The organism is Pseudomonas brenneri, from assembly GCF_007858285.1.
Classification (GTDB): Bacteria; Pseudomonadota; Gammaproteobacteria; order Pseudomonadales; family Pseudomonadaceae; genus Aquipseudomonas; species Aquipseudomonas brenneri.
On the sequence record NZ_VFIL01000003.1, the window covers coordinates 366,433 to 386,916 of the forward strand.

A 20,484-nucleotide genomic window follows, 5' to 3' on the forward strand; every position below is an offset into this window, starting at 1 on the left:
CGTAGGGGCGTCGGATTTATGGCTTTCCACAGCAAGTACTCCTCAAGAGTTTTATTGTTATTTCCAGCACCGGACACAGGGGTGGGCAGCGGTGCTTTGAGGTACCAGCGGGTTTTGTTGACCAGTAGGTCAGGAACTCGCACGAAGCGAATTATGCTTTTGTATACAAAGAAAGCAAATAATGTTTGCGATTATGTGTGCAAAAAAGATGAAAGGCCACTCTCAAGGCAGGGTCAGGGCCTTGTTCACCGCCAGCCAGCCATTCACTGCGTCCTCGCCGGCCTCGGCAAAGGCGCGCTGCAGCAACTTGACTTGCTCGCGGCGCAGGGCGTGTTCGAAGCGCTGGCCTTCTTCGGTCAATTGCAGCAGGCGCTTACGTTTGTCGGTGTCCGAGGCGATGCTGTCGACCAGGTGCATTTCCTGCAATTGGCGCAGTGGCATATTCAGCGCCTGCTTGCTCACCCCCAGCAGTTCCAGCAGTTGCTTGACGTTCAAGGCGGGGTAACGGGCGATAAAAAACACGATGCGCTGATGCACCCGGCTCAAGCCCCGGCGCTCCAGCATTTCATCGGCCTTGGCGGTGAAGGCCTGATAGCCGAAGAAGAACGCTTCCATGGCGGCTTGCTGCGAAGTCTGGTTTTTAAGGTCAAGCATATTGACGTATCTACCCGGGGCGTCGTAATTTCGGTCAACCAGTTTGACGTATTTCCCCCAGGCTTTGCTACCGGTGACCCTATGGCTTTCTCTGAACGTGTTTCGCGCCTTAAAAGCTCCTTGATCCGTGAGATCCTCGCGGCGGACCAGCGTCCGGAGGTGATGTCATTCGCCGGAGGCCTGCCCGCCGAAGCCATGCTGCCGGCGCTGGATTGGCAGGGCATGCCGCCGGCCATGGGTCAGTACGGCATGAGTGAAGGCGAGCCGCAATTGCGCGAGTTGCTGGCGGCCGAAGCGCGAGCGCTGGGGGTGGCCTGCGAGGCCAGCCAGGTGTTGGTGGTCAGCGGCTCGCAGCAAACCCTGGACCTGGCGGCCAAGCTGTATATCGACCGGGGCACGCAGATCCTGCTGGAAGGCCCGACCTACCTGGCTGCCCTGCAGATCTTCCAATTGTTCGGCGCCGATTGCCTGACCGTGGAACTGGAAGCCGATGGCCCGGACCTGACGGCGCTGCGCAGCAATCTGGAACGCCATCGCCCGGCATTCATCTACTTGATCCCGACCTTCCAGAACCCTTCGGCGGTGCGCTACAGCGAAGCCAAGCGCGACGCCGTAGCGGCCTTGCTGGATGAGTTCGGCGTGACCCTGATCGAAGACGAGCCTTACCGCGAGTTGACCTTCGATGGCGCCAGTGCGCGGCCGATTGTCAGCCGGCTGCGCAAGGCCAGCTGGATCTACACCGGCACCGTATCGAAAACCCTGCTCCCCGGCTTGCGTGTCGGTTACCTGATCGCCAGCCCCGATGTGTTTCCCCATCTGCTCAAGCTCAAGCAGTCGGCGGACCTGCACACCAACCGCGTTGGCCAATGGCAGGCCATGCAGTGGATCGGCACCGAGCGCTACCAGCAGCACCTGGTGCAACTGCGCAGTTTTTACCGTGAGCGTCGTGATGGGTTCCAGGCGGCACTGAAGCGCCACTTCGATGAGCTGGCCGACTGGCAAGTGCCTCAGGGGGGATTATTCTTCTGGCTGACCTTGAAACAGCCCTTGGATACCCGCACCTTGTTGGCACCAGCGCTCGATCAGGACGTGGCGTTCATGCCCGGTGAACCGTTCTTTTCCGAGCCAGACCAGCACCATGGGCACCTGCGGCTCAATTTCAGCCACATCGACCCGGCGTGCCTGGACGAAGGTCTCAAGCGTCTCGCGGCGGTGGTCCGTCAAGCACAGCGCGCGCAAGCGGCATAAGGGGAGCTTCATGTACAAGGTTTATGGCGATTACCGCTCGGGCAACTGCTACAAGATCAAGTTGATGCTCAACCTGCTCGGCATCGCGTATGAGTGGGTGAATGTCGACATCTTGAATGGCGACACACAGACCGCCGAGTTCCTGGCGAAGAACCCCAACGGCAAGATCCCGGTGCTGGAACTGGAAGACGGCACTTGCCTATGGGAGTCCAATGCGATCCTCAACTTCCTCGCCGACGGCAGCGAATTCCTGCCCAGCGAGCCGCGCCTGCGCACGCAGGTGTTGCAATGGCAGTTTTTCGAGCAATACAGCCATGAGCCGTACATTGCAGTGGCGCGGTTTATCCAGCTTTACCTGGGCCTGCCGGACGATCGGCTGGAGGAGTACAAAACCACCCATAAAGGCGGCTACAAGGCGCTGAAGGTCATGGAAAAACAACTGCAAGCCACGCCGTACCTGGTGGGCGACCAGTATTCGATTGCCGACATTGCGCTGTATGCCTACACCCATGTAGCCCATGAAGGTGGCTTCGACCTGAGCCCCTACCCAGCCGTGCAAGCCTGGCTTGAGCGTGTGGCCAGCCATCCCAAGCACGTGCCGATGCTCGACTGATAGGCGCGGTCAAAATGTGGGAGCGAGCAAGCCCGCTCCCACATTTTGACCGCGTTTTCTGTCAGATCGCGGCGAAGCGCTTATCCAGGTAATCGATGATTACCTTGGAGTCATACATCCAGGTGGTCTGGCCGTTTTCTTCGATACGCAGGCACGGCACCTTGATCTTGCCACCTTGCGTCAGCAAAGCCTGGCGGTCCTGCTCGTTGTTCTTCGCATCCTTGAGCGCCACCGGCACATTCAGGCGGTGCAGGGTGCGGCGCGTCTTCACGCAGAACGGGCAGGCGTGGAACTGGTACAGGGTCAGGCCCTTGGCCGCTTCATTGACCTGCGCCTGTTGCTCGGCAGGGCGCTGTTTTTTACGTGGGCGGGTCAGGAAATCGCCCGCGATGATGACGTGGCCGAGGCCCACTCGAAGTGCTTTGACGAACATGGCTGAAACCTCTTGCCCATGACAGAAGGGGCCGCAGCTTACCTGATTTCCACGGGCGAAAAAAAACCGGCGATGAATGCCGGTTTTTCCTGGCGCCGCCGGTTACTTGATCAGGCTGAGGAACTCGCTGCGGGTGGCCGCGTTTTCGCGGAACTCACCCAGCATCACCGACGTGATCATCGACGAATTCTGCTTCTCCACACCGCGCATCATCATGCACATGTGCTTGGCCTCGATCACCACGGCAACGCCCAGGGCACCGGTCACCTGCTGGACCGCATCGGCGATCTGGCGGCTGAGGTTTTCCTGGATCTGCAGGCGACGGGCATACATGTCGACAATCCGCGCGACCTTCGACAGGCCCAGCACCTTGCCGCTCGGGATATAGGCGACATGGGCCTTGCCGATGAACGGCAGCAAGTGGTGTTCGCACAGCGAGTACAACTCGATGTCCTTGACCAGCACCATTTCGCTGCTGTCGGAGCTGAACAGGGCACCGTTGGTGACCTCTTCCAGTGTCTGCTCATAGCCGCGGCAAAGGTATTGCATGGCCTTGGCGGCACGTTTTGGCGTGTCGAGCAGGCCCTCGCGGGAGACGTCCTCGCCGATTTGGCCGAGGATCGCTGTGTAATTCTGTTCCAGGGACATGAAACTACCTGTGGGATTTTCGCAAAGTGCAAGGGTACGGTGGCCGGCAGATCGCTGCAAGCGTGGGTTACTCGTCACGCCCTTCGAGCATCGTGCGCTTGAGCATCACATACACCGCGCCGGCGCCGCCATGGCGCGGTTGGCAGGAGGTGAAGCCGAGCACTTGGGCATGCTGGCGTAGCCAGGTATTGACGTGGCTCTTGATCATGGGGCGCTTGCCGTCCAGGCGCACGGCCTTGCCGTGGGTGACGCGTACGCAGCGGATTTCGAATTTGGTGGCTTCGGCAAGGAAGGCCCAGAGGGTTTCCCGGGCCTTTTCCACGGTCATGCCATGCAGGTCGAGGCTGCCTTCGAACGGGATCTGCCCAGCCTTGAGCTTGCGCACCTGGCTTTCCTGGACCCCGTCGCGGGACCACATCAACTCGTCTTCGGGGCCGACGTCAATCACGAACTGGTCCGACAGGCCGTCCACCGTGGTGGCGTCAGTGCGCACCGTGGCCGCCTGGCGCAGTTTGGCGATCTGCGCGCGGTCGGCCTTGGGTTTGCCGGTATCGGCGCGGTCGTGCTTGATCGGCTTGACGCCGCGCAGCTCGTTTTTGAACAGGGAAAAATCGTCGTCTTGCATGGCAGCCTCCGCGAAGGGCGGGCAGTTTACCCAAATCAGCGCGGTTGATGCGGGACAAAACGCTATCAGTGCTCGATCAGTCGTGCTTTTTCATCAGGTGTGAGGCGATGTTCAGCGCCAGTGGTTCACGCATGCGGCGTCGGCAACGGCGCCACAACCAGACGCCGAGCCACAGGATCAACAGCCCGCCGACTAACAGCACCGCCGCACCGCCCGGGCTGGTATTGAGTTCGCCCAACGCAGGCGAGTGGCCAGACAGCGCGGCGCCACCGGCCAACGAGAGCAGCAAGCCAAACAGCGCGAGCAGCGCGGCAAACACCGCGCCCAGGCGCAAACGCCAGTTGCTCTGGCCCTTGGGGCGCAAGCGACGAGCGTCAAATCCATCGGATATCTTCATTCCGACCTTTCCTCCAGGGTATCGGCCCTTCGACCGGAAGATAAACAACTTGTTCCGGGCTGGGAGGCAATTGCGGTAAATGACAGGCTTTAGCGGATGAGCGGGGCCGCAAGATGGCCGCGCCGCTCATCGACAGGGCGATCAGATCAGATCTTGGGTCAAGGCGAGGGTGGCGAAGTTGTCGGCCATGATGGCCATTTCAGTTTGCTGGACATGTTCGGCGCTGAGGATGCCGCCCTTGTAAGGCAAATCGCGGGTGGCGCAGGCGTCTTCCACCAGGGTGCAGCGAAAGCCCAGGTTCTTCGCCGCGCGCACGGTGGTGCTGACGCTGGAGTGGCTCATGAAGCCGCAGACGATCAAGTCCAGGGAGCCCAGGTCCTGCAGGGTTTTTTCCAGCGGCGTGCCGTGGAAGGCGCTGGGCAGCAGTTTGCCGATGATGGTTTCGTCGTCTTGCGGTTCCAGGCCAGGAATGAACTCGCCGCGCTCGCCCTGAGGGTCGAACAGGCCGCCGACGGTGCCCAGGTGACGGACATGCACAATGGGGCGCCCGGCCTTGCGTGCGGCGGCGCTCAGTTGCTTGATGTGTTCTACCGCTGCGTCCATGCCCGACAAGGCGAGCGGGCCGCTCAAATACTCTTTCTGGGCATCGATGATCACAAGGGTCGCGTGGCTCAAATTGGCCGGTGCGTAACCGCGACCGCTGAGTTGAAACATCGTCTTTGGAACGGACATTCTGGGGCTCCTGTGAGTGGGGCTTTTGCGACATTGTCCTCTGGCTGAGCGGTTCTGTGAATCGCTACTAACGTAAGGTGCGCCGTTGTTGGCCTACAGCCATGTCAAGAGGGGGTGCTGTGTAACAGAAAAACCTTGAATCAGGTTAACACTGACGTGCTGCAAAGGTTTTTCAGACATCGTCCGTACAGCTTAAGGCTGTTAGAATTGCCAGTCGTTTTTTCCTGGAGCTTGCCCCCGTGATCACTTCCCGCCTGCGCACCTTGCGCGACCATATCCGTTGGGCTGTCAGCCGTTTCCATGGGGAAGACCTGTTTTTTGGCCATGGTACCGACAATGCCTGGGACGAAGCCCGGCAATTGGTACTCGGTGCACTGCACCTGCCTTGGGAAATTGCCGACAGTTACCTGGACTGCAATCTGGAAGAAGAGGAAGTCGCCCATGTGCAGCGCTTGCTGCATCGCCGTATCCACGAGCGCGTGCCTACGGCCTACCTGTTGAAAGAGGCCTGGTTCTGCGGCATGTCGTTTATCGTAGACGAGCGTGTGCTGATCCCGCGCTCACCGATTGGCGAACTGATCGAAAACCGCTTCGAACCCTGGCTGGCCCAGCCGCCGGCGCGCATCCTTGATCTGTGCACCGGCTCCGGTTGCATCGGCATTGCCTGCGCCTACGAGTTTCAGGAGGCCGAAGTGGTGCTGGGGGACTTGTCCTACGAGGCGCTGGAAGTGGCCAACCAGAACATTGAGCGCCACGGCGCCGATGAGCGCGTCTACACCGTGCAGGGTGATGGCTTCGACGGTTTGCCCGGCCAGCGTTTTGACCTGATTGTGTCCAACCCGCCGTATGTCGATGCCGAGGATTTCGCCGACATGCCCGACGAATACCAGCACGAACCCGAGCTGGGCCTGGCCTGTGGTGATGACGGTTTGAACCTGGTGCGTCGGATGTTGGCCGAAGCGGCCGATCATTTGACCGAGAAGGGCTTGCTGATTGTCGAGGTGGGCAACAGCCAGGTGCACGTTGAAGCGCTGTACCCGGAAGTGGATTTTGCCTGGCTGGAATTCCAGAACGGTGGCCATGGCGTGTTCATGCTGACGGCGCAGCAGTGCCGGGAGCATCAGGCGGTGTTTGCCTCCAGGGTCTAGCCCGGCCCATGTAGGAGCAGGCTTGCCTGCGATGGCATCAACTCGGTGTAGCTGATACACCGAGTCGTCTGCATCGCAGGCAAGCCAGCTCCTACATTTGAGGTGCTTTGTTCAGTTAAACCGCGTTGTCAGCGGTGCGTCGCAATCCAGATCAGCAACCCCGCCTGGAACACGGTAAACGCCACCAGGCAGGTAATGGTGAAGCGCAAGCCGCTGTCTTCACGCTTGAACTTGATGACCTTTTCTTCTTCGTGGCGCAGTTTCACTTCCTGCTCCACCAGGTTCTGCTCGGCCTGTTGCAGCATCTGCGCCGCCTCCAGGATCTCCACGAACTGCACCTTCTCGGTGTTCCAACTGTCCAGCACCTCGCTGACCTTGCCCGGTTGCACATGGCCCTTCAGATGCTGGACATCGGCATAGGCCACGTCAAAACCCTGGATGCGCAAGAAGTGGTCGCGACGCAGGCGCGTGGCTTCGTTCAGTGCGTCCTTGTTCGCCAGGTCGACGCCGTCGACGCGATAGTGCGACCACTTCTTTTTCGCCCACGCGGCGCCCTGGGCGACCAGGAAACGGCCAAGGCCACGGTTTGCCGGTTCGATTTCCAGGCTGTTGCCCGGGCCGAAATGCACGCGGTGGGTGGCGTGGTCGACCCAGACATCGAGGTGATTCTGTTCGCGTCGCACCCGTTGGCTGGGCAATTGGATGACCATGCGCAGCAGGCTATGGTCCTTGTTGTTGCGTTCGGCGTAGCCAAACTGCACAAAGCGCAATGGCCGTGCACCCGTGGCGCGATCGGTGGCCAAGGGCGCCAGGCGCAGCATTTTGAAGTGTTCGGCCTCAACCTCCGCCCACGGCAGCGCAGCCGCTGCCGCCGTTTCGGTGTCGGCGGTGGTGTCGGCGGGAGGTTGCGGTACTGCTTCGGTGTTCGTCATTCGGCGCGATCCTGTCCAAGCCCTGCAAGTCGACAGGCTTTTTGCTGTCGACCCTGTGCTTATCGGCCGTTTTCTCCAGGACTGGAGGGTCAATAGTCGCTTATCGGGGGCGAAGTCCGTCGATAAAGCCAACCAGGCGCCTGCCCAGCGCATCGGCGAGGGGCAATTGCGGATCGTTGTAGGAATTCAGTTGCTGTTTCACGTCGTTGGGCACGATGCGCATGACGTGGTTCATGCCGAGAATCACCGCCAGTTCTGCGTCGGGTTTGGCCTCTTTGAGCTTTTCGGCATCGGCGACCCCCACTTGCAGGTCGGTGGTGCCCTGGACAATCAGCGCCGGCATCGTCAGGCGGGCGAAAGCCGCCGCAGGGTCTGCCCGAAACAGGCTAATCAGGTAAGGCTGAACGCTGGGACGGAAAATACTCTGCAACGGGCCGGGCACATCGGCATCGACCTGGCCGGCCTTGAGCCGATCCAGAATCTGGTTACTGCGCAGCAGCAGGGCAGGGGGCATGTGGTCGGCCAGTTGCTGGCGAATTACCTGGTCCACCGGGCGGGCACTGCCGGACAGGGAAATCACCCCGGCGGGGTCGAGTTCAGGCGCGGCCAGGGTCGCAACCAAGGCACCTTCACTGTGGCCCAGCACCACCAAGGGCCCGAAACGCGGGTCGGCCTTGAGCAATTTGCCCCAGGCCACGGCGTCGGCTACATAGGCATCCAGGGTCAGGTTGCGCTCGTCGGGCGTGGCCTTGAGGCTGGCGGCCACGCCGCGTTTGTCATAGCGCACGCTGGCGATGTTGTGCCGGGCCAGCACCCAGGCCAGGCGCTTGAGGCTGTCGTTGCGTGCACCGTCGGCGCTGTTGCCGTTGCGGTCGGTGGGGCCGGAGCCGGCAATGATCAGCACCACGGGCACGGGTTTGGCGGATTGGGGCAGCAGCAACGAGCCAAACAACTCGCCGCTGCCGGTGTCCAGGCTGATGGGGCGTTGCAGCACCACAGGCGCGGCGGCGTGGGCCACGGTACAGATCAGGGTGAGGGTGAACAGCAAAACTCGCAGCATCATCGCGCCATCATGAGGAAGGTGCCGGTTGGACCAACGTCTACCGGGAAGGTTTCGAGGATGAACTACTGGGTGAGCCTGCGTATACTGGCGCGCTTAGTTATCACGGTTGAGTTGATTCAACTGATTTCACGGAGCGCCCTGCATGTCCGGCAATACCTACGGCAAGCTGTTCACTGTCACCACCGCGGGCGAAAGCCATGGCCCGGCGTTGGTCGCCATTGTCGACGGCTGCCCGCCCGGCCTTGAGCTGTCCCTGGACGACCTGCAGCGCGACCTCGACCGCCGCAAGCCCGGCACCAGCCGCCACACCACCCAGCGCCAGGAGCCCGACGAAGTCGAAATCCTCTCCGGCGTGTTCGAAGGCCGCACCACCGGGTGCGCCATCGGCCTGTTGATCCGCAACACCGACCAGAAGTCCAAGGACTACTCGGCGATCAAGGACCTGTTCCGCCCGGCCCACGCCGACTACACCTACCACCATAAATACGGCGAGCGCGACTACCGTGGCGGTGGCCGCAGTTCGGCGCGGGAAACCGCGATGCGCGTGGCGGCCGGGGCCATCGCCAAGAAGTACCTGGCAACCCAGGGCATCGTGATTCGTGGCTACATGAGCCAACTGGGCCCGATTGAAATCCCGTTCAAGACCTGGGACAGCGTGCAAGACAACGCTTTCTTCAGCCCCGACCCGGACAAGGTGCCGGAACTGGAAGCCTATATGGACCAGTTGCGCCGTGACCAGGACTCGGTGGGCGCCAAGATCACCGTGGTCGCCGAAGGGGTGATGCCGGGCCTGGGCGAGCCGATCTTCGACCGCCTGGACGCCGAACTGGCCCACGCGCTGATGAGCATCAACGCGGTCAAGGGCGTGGAAATCGGCGCCGGTTTCGCTTGCGTGGCCCAGCGCGGCACCGAGCATCGCGATGAGCTGACCCCCGAAGGTTTTGTCAGCAACAATGCGGGCGGTATTCTCGGCGGTATCTCGTCCGGCCAGCCGATTGTGGCGCACCTGGCACTCAAGCCGACGTCGAGCATCACCACGCCGGGCCGTTCCATCGATGTGCATGGCAACCCGGTGGAGGTGATCACCAAGGGCCGCCATGACCCTTGTGTCGGGATCCGCGCCACGCCGATTGCCGAGGCAATGATGGCCATTGTGCTGATGGATCACCTGTTGCGTCACCGTGGGCAGAATGCCGATGTGCGTGTGAGTACCCCGGTGCTGGGTCAGCTGTGACGGTCTGACCGTGACAGCGCTCCCGTACTGGCGACTTTCCAGCTTCTATCTGTTCTATTTCGCCCTGCTGGGGGCGACGGCGCCATTCCTGGCGCTGTACTTCCATCATCTGGGGTTCTCCAGCGCGCGCATTGGTGAGCTGGTAGCGATCCCGATGCTGATGCGCTGCGTAGCTCCCAATATCTGGGGCTGGCTGGGGGACTACACCGGTCGGCGCCTGGCCATCGTGCGATTTGGCGCGGTGTGCACGTTGCTGAGCTTCTCGCTGATCTTCGTCAGCCAGAGCTATGCCTGGCTGGCGCTGGTGATGGCCCTGCATGCGTTCTTCTGGCATGCGGTGCTGCCACAGTTTGAGGTCATCACTCTGGCGCACCTGCAAGGCCAGACCTCGCGCTACAGCCAGGTCCGCTTGTGGGGCTCCATCGGGTTTATCCTCGCAGTGGTTGCCTTGGGGCGATTGTTCGAGGCCTTGAGCCTGGATATCTACCCGGTGGCGATCGTGTTGATCATGGCCGGTATCATCGGTGCCAGTTTGTGGGTGCCCAATGCCCAGCCGGTTTCCACTGGCGATGGTGGGGTCGGCGACGGTTTCCTGCGGCAGTTGCGCAGCCCTGGTGTGCTGGCGTTTTATGCCTGTGTCGCCTTGATGCAAATGAGCCACGGCCCGTACTACACCTTCCTCACCTTGCACCTGGAAAACCTGGGCTACAGCCGTGGCGTGATCGGCCTGTTGTGGGCCCTGGGCGTAGTGGCGGAAGTGTTGATGTTCATGGCCATGAGCCGGATTCTCACGCGTTTCTCGGTGCGTCGGGTGCTGGTGGCCAGCTTTCTGTTGGCGGCGTTGCGCTGGTTGTTGCTGGGATCGTTCGCCGAGTTCCTGTGGGTGCTGCTGTTTGCCCAACTGCTGCATGCCGCGACCTTTGGCAGCTTTCATGCGGCGGCCATCCAGTTTGTGCAGCGTAGCTTCGGTGCGCGCCAGCAAGGCCAGGGCCAGGCCCTTTATGCTGCGCTGGCCGGTACGGGTGGTGCGCTGGGCGCCTTGTATTCCGGGTACAGCTGGAACCAACTGGGGCCCACCCTCACATTCAGTATTGCCAGCCTCGCGGCCTTGGCAGCCGCGTTGATCATGGCCGTGCGCTTGCCCGAGGAGCGGCCATGAGCCCGGTCCATCATCTGAATATTCTTACTGCCCGAGGACTCCTTTCATGAGCATTCTTTGCGTTTATCACGTCTCTACCCCGGACACCCCGAACAAAGTCTTGACCCACGTTGACGATATTGCCCAGACCCTGGCCGAGCAGGGTGTGGGTTTTGAACGCTGGCAGGCCAGCACCCGCGTGGAGGCCGGGGCCAGCGCGGCTGAGGTGACGGCGGCGTACCAGGGGCAGATCGACAGCTTGATGACCGCAGAGGGCTACGCGCAGGTGGAGGTGTTGAGCGTGAGCCGCGAGCACCCGCAGCAGGATGGGGGGCGGGCGCGCTTGCGTGATGAACATCGCCATGACGCCGATGAAATCCGCCTGTTCGCTGCTGGGCGTGGGCTGCTTGGCCTGCACATCGACGACTATGTCTACACGGTGCTGTGCGAAAAACACGACCTGCTGCGCATACCGGCCGGCGTGCCACGCTGGTTTGATTTGGGAGAGGAGCCGCGAGTGGTCGCAATCAGCCTGTTCAAGACCGCGTCCGGGGCCGTGGCACACGTGACTGGCAGTGAGATCGCCCAAGGATTTCCTGGGCTGGATGATTGACGTTAGTTCACGATCTGCAAACTTATTCAATGCACTTAAGTTGGATAAGTTTGTGGGAATGGACTCTATAGTTTGTAAGTTCCGGCTATTTGTCTGTGGGTCGATGTGTTAATCCCAGGCTTTGTGTAACTCTCCCGTCGCTGTGTACTTATCTGTCAATAGGAGGAGTCCGAATATTGGCAGTGCAAATCACTACGAGAGGGAGAGGCATGCATGAGCAGCCCAGAGGAGCCCACCCCATCCGTTGAGCCTGCGGCAAACGCGGCGGTGGATGTGTGTGAGCAGGCGTCCGACGACCGGGCTGGCGGCGCACCGTCGTTGCCGGATAAACCGCTGACGGTCAAAGAGTTGGAAATACTGCGCTGGGCCACGGAGGGCAAGACAGTGTGGGAAATCAGCCGTATACGTTGTGTCTCACAGGCCACGGTGAAGTTTCATCTGCGCAATATCTACTGCAAATTGCACGTCAATAACCGAGTCCAGGCGGTGAGCGAGGCGATCAAGCGCGGATTGTGCGGGTAAAAAAAGGGCCGTGAAGCATCACGGCTTCACGGCCCTGGGAAACTGACCTGCACTTATGCCGAGTGGTACGTCGGCAGGGCAAAGCGATTCTGACTTTGCAGCATCGAAATCTGTGGCAATTCGCTGGCCTGTTCTGCCAGGTCACGACGGATGGCGCTGATGACCCAGGTCAGTTGATCGGCGGTGTGCAGTTGCTGGTAGGAGATCGAGCGCTTGATCTGCTTGCCTTCGGTGTTACGCAAGGTCAGCAGGATGCCACCGTCAGGACGCGGTTGGGTGGTGACGTCGTAGCTGGAGAATACAGAAGCGAATTTGTCTTGGATCAGGCTCATGTCTATCGGCTCCATTGGCTCGTGTTGTGCGGCATGGAGTGATAGGTGCAGTGATTGTGCCAGTATTGTGATTTATAAAATATCATTATAAATCAATGATTTACAAAAAATCAGCATTTTCGGTTTCGTGCAATATGCATGAATGGCCATCGTGCATCCTGCATTTTGCGCTATTGACCGGTGACGAGCGGTACTGGGGGGCGCCGTTCCCCGGGATACAAAACATTGCAAATCCTGCGTGTACAGCCAAGGAATGGCTGGCGTATTTTCCTGCAAGGCATTCAGGAACGGTCCTACACCGTATGAACGCCCGCGGGTCATACGAATAATAAGAAAAAGGACTTTTGTGCATGAGCAATCCGAACAGCGAGATGATCACCCTCGGCATGATGTTGCGTAAGGTGCCGACCATTGTCAGGGCCCTGCCACGATTGGTGCGCGGTATCCGCGTCGCCAATATCACGGACCCCGACCAGCCGTGCGGGCTGGGCTGGACCTTCGAACAGGCCACCCAGCGCAATCCCGAGGGTGCGGCCCTGTTGTACGGCGATCAGGTCCTCAGTTATCGCCAGGCCAACCAGCACGCCAACCGCATCGCCCATCACCTGCAGGCCCAAGGCATTGGCAAGGGCGATGTGGTCGCGCTGTTTATTGAAAACCGCCCCGAGCTGCTGCTGACCGTGCTGGCAGTGGCCAAGGTCGGCGGTATCTGCGCCATGCTCAACACCGCACAAACCCAGGCGGTGCTGGTGCACAGCCTGACCCTGGTGAACCCGGTAGCGATTGTTGTCGGTGCCGAACTGGTCGCAGCCTTTGACGCGGTGCGTGAGCAGGTGGCGATCGATCCGCTACGCACTTGGTATGTTGCCGATCAACAGGCGGTGCCGGTGCCTCACGGGTACATCGACCTGATGGCCGCCAGCGCGGACTGCTCGACGGATAACCCGGCCAGCAGCCAACAGATCTACTTCAACGACCCGTGCTTCTATATCTATACCTCCGGCACCACCGGTTTGCCCAAGGCCGGCATCTTCAAGCATGGCCGCTGGATGAAGTCCTCGGCCAGCTTCGGCACCATCGCCCTGGATATGGGGCCTGAGGATGTCGTCTATTGCACCCTGCCGCTGTACCACGCCACGGGGCTGTGTGTGTGCTGGGGCTCGGCGATTGCCGGCGCGTCGGGGTTTGCCATCCGCCGCAAGTTCAGCGCCAGCCAGTTCTGGGACGATGTGCGCAAATTCAACGCAACTACCCTGGGGTATGTCGGTGAGTTGTGCCGCTACCTGATCGACCAGCCGCCAAGCCCGCGCGACCGCGACAACCGCGTGGTGAAGATGATCGGTAACGGCTTGCGCCCCGGGGTGTGGGGGCCGTTCAAGGAGCGCTTTGGCGTCGATCATATCTGCGAACTGTATGCAGCCAGCGACGGTAATATCGGTTTCACCAATGTGCTGAATTTCGACAACACCATCGGCTTTTCCCTGATGCACTGGGCGCTGGTGGACTACGCTCACGACACTTGCGAACCGATCCGTGGCAGCAACGGTTTTATGCGTGAAGTGCAGAAGGGCGGCCAGGGCCTGCTGCTGGCCAGGATCGACGACAAGGCGCCATTCGATGGTTACACCGACCCGGAAAAGAACCGCAAGGTGGTGTTGAGCGACGTATTTGAAAAGGGCGATCGCTATTTCAACACCGGCGATCTGTTGCGCAGCATCGGCTTTGGCCATGCGCAGTTCGTCGACCGCCTGGGCGATACCTATCGCTGGAAGGGCGAAAACGTCTCCACCACCGAGGTGGAAAACATCTTCATGCAACACCCGCAGATCACCGAGGCGGTGGCCTACGGTGTGGAAATCGCCAACACCAACGGGCGGGCCGGGATGGCGGCGATTACCCCGACCGAATCCCTGGCAACCCTGGATATGCAGGCATTGCTGCAGTTCGCCCAGAGTCAGATGCCAGCCTATGCGGTGCCGCTGTTCCTGCGGGTCAAGGTGAAGATGGAAACCACCGGCACCTTCAAGTATCAGAAAGTGCGGCTCAAGGAAGAGGCGTTCGACCCGGCCAAGGTCGGTGATGACCCACTGTATGCCTGGCTGCCGGGCACTGATGCCTATGTTCCGGTGACCGGGCAGGTGTTGGCGGATATTCAGGGTGGAAAATATCGCTACTGACGGTATGTGATAGGGCACGACTATCGCGGCCTTCGGCAAAAAAGGGATGACAGGCGTACGGTTGCTCGGGAAACTGACGGCCTTACGAAACACCTTACAGGGAGCCGCAGATGTCAGATCAAGCCAAACAAATGACCGAAGAAGAAGCCGCCGAATTTGCCGAGCAGGTCTTCGACGTAGCTCGCCGGGGCGATGCCGCCATGTTGGCGGCACTGTTGGCCAAGGGCTTGCCGGTCAATCTGCGTAACCACAATGGCGATACCTTGTTGATGTTGGCGGCCTATCACGGGCATGCCGAGGCGGTGAAAGTGTTGCTGGAGTTCAAGGCCGACCCGCAGATGGCCAACGACAAAAACCAGTTGCCCATCGCCGGTGCTGCGTTCAAGGGCAACCTTGAGGTGGTCAAGGCGCTGATCGAAGGTGGCGCCCCGGTTGAAGGGGCATCTGCCGATGGCCGCACGGCACTGATGATGGCGGCGATGTTCAATCGCACCGAAATGGTCGAGTACCTGCTCAGCGTGGGGGCCAACCCCAAGGCTACGGATGCCCAGGGTGTAACCGCCCTGGTGGCCGCCCAGACCATGGGTGCTGTGGATACGACGGCGCAGTTGCAAAAACTGGTGTAGGCTTTGCGCCCTCAAAATCAGCCTCGCCACAGGATTCGCCCATGAACACCGCGCTCGTCGAACTCATCACTAAAATCAGTTCCGGTTGCCTGGGTGACGCCGAGATCGTGCAGATCGCCGACGAAGCCACCCAGGCCTACGCCGATGCCGAGGGATTTCTGGCGGCCAACCCTGATATCAACTACGACGACACCTTCCCCATCCCCCTGGGTGAGTGGATTGTGGTGGGTAGCCTGCCGGAAACGGTGCTGTTCCAGGCCGATACCTACCAGGAACTGTTCGCCCAGATCGTCGCGTCCTTTGGCCCCAGCGTTGCGTTCAACCTCAAGCCCAAGCAACTGGCCAAGACCGAGGCGCTGACTGCGCTCAATCGGATCCAGATCCAACTCGGCGCCATGAACCCGGAAAGCGGCGGTTATACGCTGATGAATTTCAGCCAGTTGCTCGATGACGAAATCCAGGCGGTATTGGTGTATGGCAACGACGTACCACGGGTGCTGGAGTTGTGTGCCGAAGTCGGGATCAAGGGTGAGCCGTCCCTGGAGGCCCTGCGCATTGCATTGCACGTCTGAAATAAAACGGAACCCTCGCCAGGGCTGGCTATCCTAAGCAGGCAAGCCCTCACTTAGGAGCGACACCATGGGTTCCACATTTAACAGCCTGATCGGGTTGATCATCCTGGCGCTGGATATCTGGGCGATCATCAACGTCTTCAAAAGCGGCGCCGGGACCGGGGCCAAAGTGTTGTGGATCCTGTTGATCCTGTTCCTGCCGGTGCTGGGCCTGATTATCTGGGCCATTGCCGGGCCACGGGGCAATGTGCGGATCTGACCGACACACTCCATTTTTCGAGTGAGCACAGTAAATGTGGGAGCAAGCCCGCTCCCACAATTGCTTCTCCTGTGTTCTGAAGATTTGTGTGTCGAGATATTCGCTGGACAAAATTTTCACACTTCATCCAAGACAATTCCCCCGCTTTATTTTCCTGTCACGGCCCGTGTGTGCCGCCAGGAGCCCTGCGCGATGAGTAATCAATAGCGTTGCCGACGTTGATCGGGCACCATCTGCCCACCGCGTAATACCTGGACCCTGCGCCTTCATTGGCCGGGGCAGGACGCCGCTGCATTATTTCGCAACTTAAACTTCCAATGGGTCCTCAAACAACATGGCAAACCCGGACGCCCTGAATCAGCAGCGAGCTTCTAATCGCTTGCTGCAACCCACCGTCAAATCCCACCTGGCCTACACGCTGCTTTGTGCCCTGGTCATGATGGTGATGCTCTCCCTGCTGCGCCTCGGGCTGTTGGTGTACAACAGCGACATGATGCTCGATACCCCGGCCTCGACGTTCCTTGAAGCGTTCGTCAATGGCCTGCGCATGGACTTGCGTCTGGTGGTGTACCTGAGCATTCCGCTGATCCTGGCCCTGTTCAGTGTGCGCGCCATGGCTGCCCGCGGGTTCTTCCGGTTGTGGCTGACCGTGGTCTCCAGCATCGCGCTGTTCCTTGGCCTGATGGAGATGGACTTCTACCGCGAGTTCCACCAGCGCCTCAACGGCCTGGTCTTCCAGTACGTCAAGGAAGATCCGAAAACCGTGATGAGCATGCTCTGGTACGGCTTCCCGGTGGTGCGCTACCTGCTGGGTTGGGCGGTCGGTACGTTTATCCTGAGCATCGCCTTCAAGGGCGCCGACCGCGCGACGCGCCCGCGTGGCCCGTTCAGCGGTGGCACCGTCGGCACTCGCCAGGTTGCCCCGTGGTACAGCCGCATTGCGGTGTTCGTGGTCTGCCTGCTGATCGCCGTGGTCGCCGCACGCGGCACCCTGCGCCAGGGCCCGCCGATGCGTTGGGGTGACGTGTACACCACCGACTCCAACTTCGCCAACCACCTGGGCCTCAACGGTACGCTGTCGCTGATCGGTGCGGCCAAGGCGCGTTTCTCCGAGCATCGCGAGAACGTCTGGAAAGCCACCCTGGAGCAACCGCTGGCCACCCAGACCGTGCGCGACATGCTGGTACTGCCGGACGAGAAACTGGTGGATACCGACACTGCCGCCGTGCGCCGTGACTTCACGCCACCGGCCGAGAAGACCCTGCCGATCAAGAACGTCGTGGTGATCCTGATGGAAAGCTTCGCCGGTCACTCGGTGGGCGCGTTGGGCAGCAACGGCAAGATCACGCCGTACTTCGATGAGTTGACCAAGGAAGGCCTGCTGTTCGACCGTTTCTTCTCCAATGGCACCCATACCCACCAGGGCATGTTCGCCACCATGGCGTGCTTCCCGAACCTGCCAGGCTTCGAATACCTGATGCAGACCCCGGAAGGCAGCCACAAGCTGTCGGGCTTGCCGCAATTGCTCAGCGCCCGTGATTTCGACGACGTGTATGTCTACAACGGCGACTTCGCCTGGGATAACCAGTCGGGCTTCTTCAGCAACCAGGGCATGACCAACTTCATTGGCCGCAACGACTTCGTCGACCCGGTGTTCTCCGATCCGACCTGGGGCGTGTCCGACCAGGACATGTTCGACCGTGGCCTGCAAGAGTTGAAGGCGCGCGAAGGCGGCAAGCCGTTCTACGCACTGCTGCAAACCCTGTCCAACCATACGCCGTATGCCTTGCCGACACCGTTGCCAGTCGCGCCGGTCACTGACCGTGGCCGCCTCAACGAGCATTTGACGGCCATGCGCTACTCCGACTGGGCCTTGGGCCAGTTCTTCGAGAAGGCCCGCAAGGAGCCGTACTTCAAGGACACCCTGTTTGTGATCGTCGGCGACCATGGTTTTGGTAACGAGCAACAGATCACCGAAATGGACCTGGGCCGTTTCAACGTGCCATTGCTGTTGATCGCACCGGGCATGCAAGACAAGTTCGGCGTGCGTGACCACACCGTGGGTACGCAGATCGATATCGTGCCGACCATCATGGGTCGCCTGGGCGGTGAAACCCGTCACCAGTGCTGGGGCCGTGACCTGCTCAATTTGCCGGAAGGCGACAAGGGCTTTGGCGTGATCAAGCCATCGGGCAGCGACCAGACCGTGGCCTTGCTCACCGCTGACCGCGTGTTGGTACTGCCCAAGGAAATGCCACCGAAACTGTGGCAATACGAACTGGGTGCCAACCCTACCGGCAAGGTGATCCCTGAGTCGGCGGATGAGGCGCAACTTAAGCAGAAACTTGAGTCGTTCCTGCAAACTGCTACCAAGAGCCTGTTGGATAACACCGCAGGCGTGGTAGACGGCAAGCCGGACTAATCGGCGCCAATAAAAAAGAGGCCTTCTTCAAGGCCTCTTTTTTTTGCATCTTTTTCTGTAGGAGCGAGCTTGCTCGCGAAGAACTCAGAGCCAGCACGTTTATCCTGAAGAAACGCATTGCCTGGGTGTTCTTCGCGAGCAAGCTCGCTCCTACAGTTATGGGTTACAGCCGTTATATCTTGCCCAGCAGCAACAGGATCAACAGCACCACCAGCACCGTACCGAGAATGCCCGATGGCCCATAACCCCAGTTGCGTGAGTGCGGGAACACCGGCAGGCCGCCGACCAGCAGGAGGATCAGAACAATGATAAGAATGAGGCTCATAGTGTGTTTTCCTTATTCGTCTTCTGAGAAATACCTGAGTATCAAGTGATAGCGCCGGTCATTTAAAACGGCGGCCTTAATTGATCCGACTCCTGCACTTTGCAGAAAATTCCCTGTTTTTTTAACTCGATTTGGCTACTGGTTTATTTCTTTTTTAATTGTTGTGCTGCTTCGCACTTAGTTTGAAAAGATTGAACTTACCCCGTGCTCCGGCATCCGACCGGGCCTTTGGTTTGCTTCGGGCATTCAGCAACTTGATGGTGCATGGGTCGGTGAATAACCTTCGCTACACTGGCGCGTACTTCTTCCCTGAACCACAAGGCTACTTCCTATGCAAAATCGCATGATGATCACCGGCGCTGGATCTGGCCTGGGTCGCGAAATCGCTCTGCGCTGGGCCCGGGAGGGCTGGCAACTGGCCTTGTCGGACGTCAGCGAGCCGGGCTTGCAGGAAACCCTGGCGCTGGTGCGCCAGGCCGGTGGCGACGGGTTTATCCAGCGGTGTGATGTGCGTGACTACAGCCAGCTCACGGCCTTTGCCCAGGCCTGCGAAGTCAAGCTGGGCGGTATCGATGTGATCGTCAACAACGCCGGGGTTGCCTCCGGTGGGTTCTTCAGCGAATTGTCCCTGGAAGACTGGGACTGGCAGATCGCAATCAACCTCATGGGCGTGGTCAAGGGCTGCAAGGCTTTCCTGCCGCTGCTGGAAAAGAGCAAGGGCCGCATCATCAACATCGCTTCCATGGCCGCCTTGATGCAAGGCCCGGCCATGAGCAACTACAACGTGGCTAAGGCCGGCGTGGTGGCGCTCTCGGAAAGCCTGCTGGTGGAGCTCAAGCAACAGGAGGTCGGGGTACACGTGGTTTGCCCGTCGTTCTTCCAGACCAACCTGCTGGATTCGTTCCGTGGCCCGACGCCTGCGATGAAGGCCCAGGTCGGTAAATTGCTGGAAAGCTCGCCGATCAGTGCGGCAGACATTGCCGATTACATCTACCAGCGTGTGGCCGAGGGTGAGTTCATGATCCTGCCCCACGAGCAAGGGCGGATGGCCTGGGCACTGAAGCAGAAAAATCCGCAGTTACTGTATGACGAGATGACCAGCATGTCGGAGAAAATGCGCGCCAAGGCACAGTCGGTCAAAGGCTGATGGATATAAACAGTGTGTTTATATTTTTGCGGTTCTGCTTGGCTATTTGATATTTGTCTGTCAGTAAAACAAACCCTAGGTTGTAGGGAGGATCTGTTTATTTGGCAGGCCATTGATGGCTCGTAGGGGAGGGAGCATGGTCGACGTCCGGTAATTTTCCAAAGGACATACACCATGCTGGTACTTAGCCGCGCGGTAGGCGAAATCATTTCCATCGGTGACCACATCACCCTGCGGATCCTGGAGGTCAACAACCTCCAGGTGAAACTCGGCGTGCAAGCGCCGACAGGGGTCAACGTGCACCGGGCGGAGGTCTATGAAAGGATCCGCCACCAGCAGGCAAACCCGGTATCCGTGCCTAATCCCTAGTCAAACAGGTGCTTGGGCACATCGTGCTTGAGCATCAATTGGCACTGTTCACTCTCAGGGTCGAAAACGATCAGCGCCTGGCCCTTGGTCAACGCCTGGCGTACGCGCAATACGCGGGTTTCCAGGGGCGTGTCGTCGCCGTTATCGGTGCCGTCGCGGGTCACGAAGTCTTCGATGAGGCGTGTCAGGGTGTCGACTTCAAGTGCATCGTGGGGAATCAGCATACAAGCCTCAAATGATTGATCCCGGCGATGC

At 59.9% G+C, this 20,484-nt stretch carries 25 protein-coding genes; 14 read left to right on the forward strand and 11 right to left on the reverse strand.

The window, feature by feature from the left end; all coding sequences use genetic code 11:
• Positions 1 to 222 precede the first annotated feature (222 nt).
• Positions 223 to 654 (reverse strand): MarR family winged helix-turn-helix transcriptional regulator, encoded by a 432-nt coding sequence (locus FJD34_RS08295; RefSeq protein ID WP_032863243.1) that lies wholly within the window; start codon positions 652 to 654, stop codon positions 223 to 225.
• Positions 655 to 735: 81 nt separating this feature from the next.
• Here FJD34_RS08295 and FJD34_RS08300 point away from each other — a divergent pair, with 81 nt between their 5' ends.
• Both FJD34_RS08300 and FJD34_RS08305 read left to right on the forward strand, forming a co-directional pair.
• Positions 736 to 1,902: an aminotransferase-like domain-containing protein gene (locus FJD34_RS08300; protein WP_090291633.1), complete on the forward strand. Its 1,167-nt coding sequence runs from the start codon at positions 736 to 738 to the stop codon at positions 1,900 to 1,902.
• A 10-nt stretch (positions 1,903 to 1,912) separates the two neighbouring features.
• Positions 1,913 to 2,515, forward strand: coding sequence for a glutathione S-transferase family protein (locus FJD34_RS08305; RefSeq protein WP_032863241.1), 603 nt, complete (start codon positions 1,913 to 1,915; stop codon positions 2,513 to 2,515).
• A gap of 61 nt (positions 2,516 to 2,576) precedes the next feature.
• On the opposite strand, the gene FJD34_RS08310 is transcribed toward FJD34_RS08305, so the two are convergent.
• The 5 genes from FJD34_RS08310 to FJD34_RS08330 all read right to left on the reverse strand — a co-directional run bounded on the left by FJD34_RS08310 (position 2,577) and on the right by FJD34_RS08330 (position 5,350).
• Positions 2,577 to 2,948 (reverse strand): glutathione S-transferase N-terminal domain-containing protein, encoded by a 372-nt coding sequence (locus tag FJD34_RS08310; RefSeq protein ID WP_065942382.1) that lies wholly within the window; start codon positions 2,946 to 2,948, stop codon positions 2,577 to 2,579.
• Positions 2,949 to 3,050: 102 nt separating this feature from the next.
• A complete protein-coding gene (gene folE, locus FJD34_RS08315) occupies positions 3,051 to 3,596 on the reverse strand; it encodes a GTP cyclohydrolase I FolE (protein ID WP_032863239.1) in 546 nt (181 codons plus the stop codon).
• A gap of 67 nt (positions 3,597 to 3,663) precedes the next feature.
• Entirely contained in the window at positions 3,664 to 4,221 is a 558-nt protein-coding gene (locus FJD34_RS08320; protein WP_032863238.1) for a Smr/MutS family protein, read from the reverse strand.
• Between the two features lie 76 nt (positions 4,222 to 4,297).
• The gene (locus FJD34_RS08325; protein ID WP_032863237.1) at positions 4,298 to 4,618 is read right to left on the reverse strand and encodes a hypothetical protein; all 321 of its coding nucleotides are present in this window, start codon (positions 4,616 to 4,618) and stop codon (positions 4,298 to 4,300) included.
• 141 nt (positions 4,619 to 4,759) lie between these two features.
• A complete protein-coding gene (locus FJD34_RS08330; protein ID WP_065942383.1) occupies positions 4,760 to 5,350 on the reverse strand; it encodes a cysteine hydrolase family protein in 591 nt (196 codons plus the stop codon).
• 239 nt (positions 5,351 to 5,589) lie between these two features.
• Between FJD34_RS08330 and prmB the strand changes: the two genes are divergently transcribed.
• Entirely contained in the window at positions 5,590 to 6,498 is a 909-nt protein-coding gene (gene prmB / locus FJD34_RS08335) for a 50S ribosomal protein L3 N(5)-glutamine methyltransferase (protein ID WP_032863235.1), read from the forward strand.
• 128 nt (positions 6,499 to 6,626) lie between these two features.
• On the opposite strand, the gene FJD34_RS08340 is transcribed toward prmB, so the two are convergent.
• Both FJD34_RS08340 and FJD34_RS08345 read right to left on the reverse strand, forming a co-directional pair.
• Positions 6,627 to 7,430 carry a hypothetical protein gene (locus FJD34_RS08340; protein ID WP_032863234.1) on the reverse strand — a complete coding sequence of 268 codons (804 nt, stop codon included), beginning with the start codon at positions 7,428 to 7,430 and terminating at the stop codon, positions 6,627 to 6,629.
• Between the two features lie 100 nt (positions 7,431 to 7,530).
• Positions 7,531 to 8,493: an alpha/beta hydrolase gene (locus tag FJD34_RS08345; protein WP_090291631.1), complete on the reverse strand. Its 963-nt coding sequence runs from the start codon at positions 8,491 to 8,493 to the stop codon at positions 7,531 to 7,533.
• Between the two features lie 142 nt (positions 8,494 to 8,635).
• On the opposite strand from FJD34_RS08345, the gene aroC reads away from it, so the two are divergent.
• The 4 genes from aroC (at position 8,636) to FJD34_RS08365 (ending at position 12,000) form a co-directional block, all read left to right on the forward strand.
• The gene (gene aroC / locus FJD34_RS08350; RefSeq protein ID WP_032863232.1) at positions 8,636 to 9,727 is read left to right on the forward strand and encodes a chorismate synthase; all 1,092 of its coding nucleotides are present in this window, start codon (positions 8,636 to 8,638) and stop codon (positions 9,725 to 9,727) included.
• 10 nt (positions 9,728 to 9,737) lie between these two features.
• A complete protein-coding gene (locus FJD34_RS08355; protein WP_090291629.1) occupies positions 9,738 to 10,886 on the forward strand; it encodes an MFS transporter in 1,149 nt (382 codons plus the stop codon).
• A gap of 46 nt (positions 10,887 to 10,932) precedes the next feature.
• Positions 10,933 to 11,478, forward strand: a complete 546-nt coding sequence (locus FJD34_RS08360; RefSeq protein ID WP_065942386.1) for a 1,2-dihydroxy-3-keto-5-methylthiopentene dioxygenase — start codon at positions 10,933 to 10,935, stop codon at positions 11,476 to 11,478.
• Positions 11,479 to 11,691: 213 nt separating this feature from the next.
• Entirely contained in the window at positions 11,692 to 12,000 is a 309-nt protein-coding gene (locus FJD34_RS08365; RefSeq protein ID WP_082445671.1) for a response regulator transcription factor, read from the forward strand.
• Positions 12,001 to 12,053: 53 nt separating this feature from the next.
• On the opposite strand, the gene FJD34_RS08370 is transcribed toward FJD34_RS08365, so the two are convergent.
• Positions 12,054 to 12,332 carry a DUF3509 domain-containing protein gene (locus FJD34_RS08370; RefSeq protein WP_032863228.1) on the reverse strand — a complete coding sequence of 93 codons (279 nt, stop codon included), beginning with the start codon at positions 12,330 to 12,332 and terminating at the stop codon, positions 12,054 to 12,056.
• Between the two features lie 350 nt (positions 12,333 to 12,682).
• Here FJD34_RS08370 and FJD34_RS08375 point away from each other — a divergent pair, with 350 nt between their 5' ends.
• From FJD34_RS08375 to FJD34_RS08395, 5 genes are all read left to right on the forward strand, one after another.
• Positions 12,683 to 14,509: a long-chain-acyl-CoA synthetase gene (locus FJD34_RS08375; protein ID WP_090291627.1), complete on the forward strand. Its 1,827-nt coding sequence runs from the start codon at positions 12,683 to 12,685 to the stop codon at positions 14,507 to 14,509.
• 110 nt (positions 14,510 to 14,619) lie between these two features.
• A complete protein-coding gene (locus tag FJD34_RS08380; RefSeq protein WP_032863225.1) occupies positions 14,620 to 15,135 on the forward strand; it encodes an ankyrin repeat domain-containing protein in 516 nt (171 codons plus the stop codon).
• Positions 15,136 to 15,176: 41 nt separating this feature from the next.
• Positions 15,177 to 15,707, forward strand: a complete 531-nt coding sequence (locus FJD34_RS08385; RefSeq protein ID WP_090291625.1) for a hypothetical protein — start codon at positions 15,177 to 15,179, stop codon at positions 15,705 to 15,707.
• A 67-nt stretch (positions 15,708 to 15,774) separates the two neighbouring features.
• Positions 15,775 to 15,966, forward strand: coding sequence for a PLDc N-terminal domain-containing protein (locus tag FJD34_RS08390; RefSeq protein ID WP_032863221.1), 192 nt, complete (start codon positions 15,775 to 15,777; stop codon positions 15,964 to 15,966).
• Positions 15,967 to 16,300: 334 nt separating this feature from the next.
• Complete coding sequence (locus FJD34_RS08395; protein ID WP_090291623.1) at positions 16,301 to 18,388, forward strand: LTA synthase family protein; 2,088 nt, start codon at positions 16,301 to 16,303, stop codon at positions 18,386 to 18,388.
• A gap of 172 nt (positions 18,389 to 18,560) precedes the next feature.
• On the opposite strand, the gene FJD34_RS08400 is transcribed toward FJD34_RS08395, so the two are convergent.
• Positions 18,561 to 18,713: a DUF3309 family protein gene (locus FJD34_RS08400; protein WP_032863216.1), complete on the reverse strand. Its 153-nt coding sequence runs from the start codon at positions 18,711 to 18,713 to the stop codon at positions 18,561 to 18,563.
• Positions 18,714 to 19,044: 331 nt separating this feature from the next.
• Between FJD34_RS08400 and FJD34_RS08405 the strand changes: the two genes are divergently transcribed.
• Both FJD34_RS08405 and csrA read left to right on the forward strand, forming a co-directional pair.
• A complete protein-coding gene (locus tag FJD34_RS08405) occupies positions 19,045 to 19,860 on the forward strand; it encodes an SDR family oxidoreductase (protein WP_032863214.1) in 816 nt (271 codons plus the stop codon).
• Between the two features lie 174 nt (positions 19,861 to 20,034).
• Positions 20,035 to 20,229 carry a carbon storage regulator CsrA gene (gene csrA, locus FJD34_RS08410; protein WP_065942390.1) on the forward strand — a complete coding sequence of 65 codons (195 nt, stop codon included), beginning with the start codon at positions 20,035 to 20,037 and terminating at the stop codon, positions 20,227 to 20,229.
• Here the strand turns inward: csrA and FJD34_RS08415 are convergent.
• Positions 20,226 to 20,453, reverse strand: a complete 228-nt coding sequence (locus tag FJD34_RS08415; protein ID WP_003172962.1) for a YheU family protein — start codon at positions 20,451 to 20,453, stop codon at positions 20,226 to 20,228. The genes csrA and FJD34_RS08415 overlap by 4 nt on opposite strands.
• Between the last annotated feature and the right edge of the window lie 31 nt (positions 20,454 to 20,484).

Coding starts and splice junctions, on each gene's coding strand:
- FJD34_RS08370 (WP_032863228.1), bottom strand. CDS start 12,332: ATGAGCCTGATCCAAGACAAATTCGCTTCTGTATTCTCCAGCTACGAC.
- aroC (WP_032863232.1), top strand. CDS start 8,636: ATGTCCGGCAATACCTACGGCAAGCTGTTCACTGTCACCACCGCGGGC.
- FJD34_RS08295 (WP_032863243.1), bottom strand. CDS start 654: ATGCTTGACCTTAAAAACCAGACTTCGCAGCAAGCCGCCATGGAAGCG.
- FJD34_RS08395 (WP_090291623.1), top strand. CDS start 16,301: ATGGCAAACCCGGACGCCCTGAATCAGCAGCGAGCTTCTAATCGCTTG.
- FJD34_RS08390 (WP_032863221.1), top strand. CDS start 15,775: ATGGGTTCCACATTTAACAGCCTGATCGGGTTGATCATCCTGGCGCTG.
- FJD34_RS08330 (WP_065942383.1), bottom strand. CDS start 5,350: ATGTCCGTTCCAAAGACGATGTTTCAACTCAGCGGTCGCGGTTACGCA.
- FJD34_RS08415 (WP_003172962.1), bottom strand. CDS start 20,453: ATGCTGATTCCCCACGATGCACTTGAAGTCGACACCCTGACACGCCTC.
- FJD34_RS08360 (WP_065942386.1), top strand. CDS start 10,933: ATGAGCATTCTTTGCGTTTATCACGTCTCTACCCCGGACACCCCGAAC.
- FJD34_RS08345 (WP_090291631.1), bottom strand. CDS start 8,493: ATGATGCTGCGAGTTTTGCTGTTCACCCTCACCCTGATCTGTACCGTG.
- FJD34_RS08325 (WP_032863237.1), bottom strand. CDS start 4,618: ATGAAGATATCCGATGGATTTGACGCTCGTCGCTTGCGCCCCAAGGGC.
- folE (WP_032863239.1), bottom strand. CDS start 3,596: ATGTCCCTGGAACAGAATTACACAGCGATCCTCGGCCAAATCGGCGAG.
- FJD34_RS08320 (WP_032863238.1), bottom strand. CDS start 4,221: ATGCAAGACGACGATTTTTCCCTGTTCAAAAACGAGCTGCGCGGCGTC.
- FJD34_RS08385 (WP_090291625.1), top strand. CDS start 15,177: ATGAACACCGCGCTCGTCGAACTCATCACTAAAATCAGTTCCGGTTGC.
- csrA (WP_065942390.1), top strand. CDS start 20,035: ATGCTGGTACTTAGCCGCGCGGTAGGCGAAATCATTTCCATCGGTGAC.
- FJD34_RS08310 (WP_065942382.1), bottom strand. CDS start 2,948: ATGTTCGTCAAAGCACTTCGAGTGGGCCTCGGCCACGTCATCATCGCG.
- FJD34_RS08400 (WP_032863216.1), bottom strand. CDS start 18,713: ATGAGCCTCATTCTTATCATTGTTCTGATCCTCCTGCTGGTCGGCGGC.
- FJD34_RS08405 (WP_032863214.1), top strand. CDS start 19,045: ATGCAAAATCGCATGATGATCACCGGCGCTGGATCTGGCCTGGGTCGC.
- FJD34_RS08300 (WP_090291633.1), top strand. CDS start 736: ATGGCTTTCTCTGAACGTGTTTCGCGCCTTAAAAGCTCCTTGATCCGT.
- FJD34_RS08305 (WP_032863241.1), top strand. CDS start 1,913: ATGTACAAGGTTTATGGCGATTACCGCTCGGGCAACTGCTACAAGATC.
- FJD34_RS08380 (WP_032863225.1), top strand. CDS start 14,620: ATGTCAGATCAAGCCAAACAAATGACCGAAGAAGAAGCCGCCGAATTT.
- FJD34_RS08340 (WP_032863234.1), bottom strand. CDS start 7,430: ATGACGAACACCGAAGCAGTACCGCAACCTCCCGCCGACACCACCGCC.
- FJD34_RS08375 (WP_090291627.1), top strand. CDS start 12,683: ATGAGCAATCCGAACAGCGAGATGATCACCCTCGGCATGATGTTGCGT.
- FJD34_RS08365 (WP_082445671.1), top strand. CDS start 11,692: ATGAGCAGCCCAGAGGAGCCCACCCCATCCGTTGAGCCTGCGGCAAAC.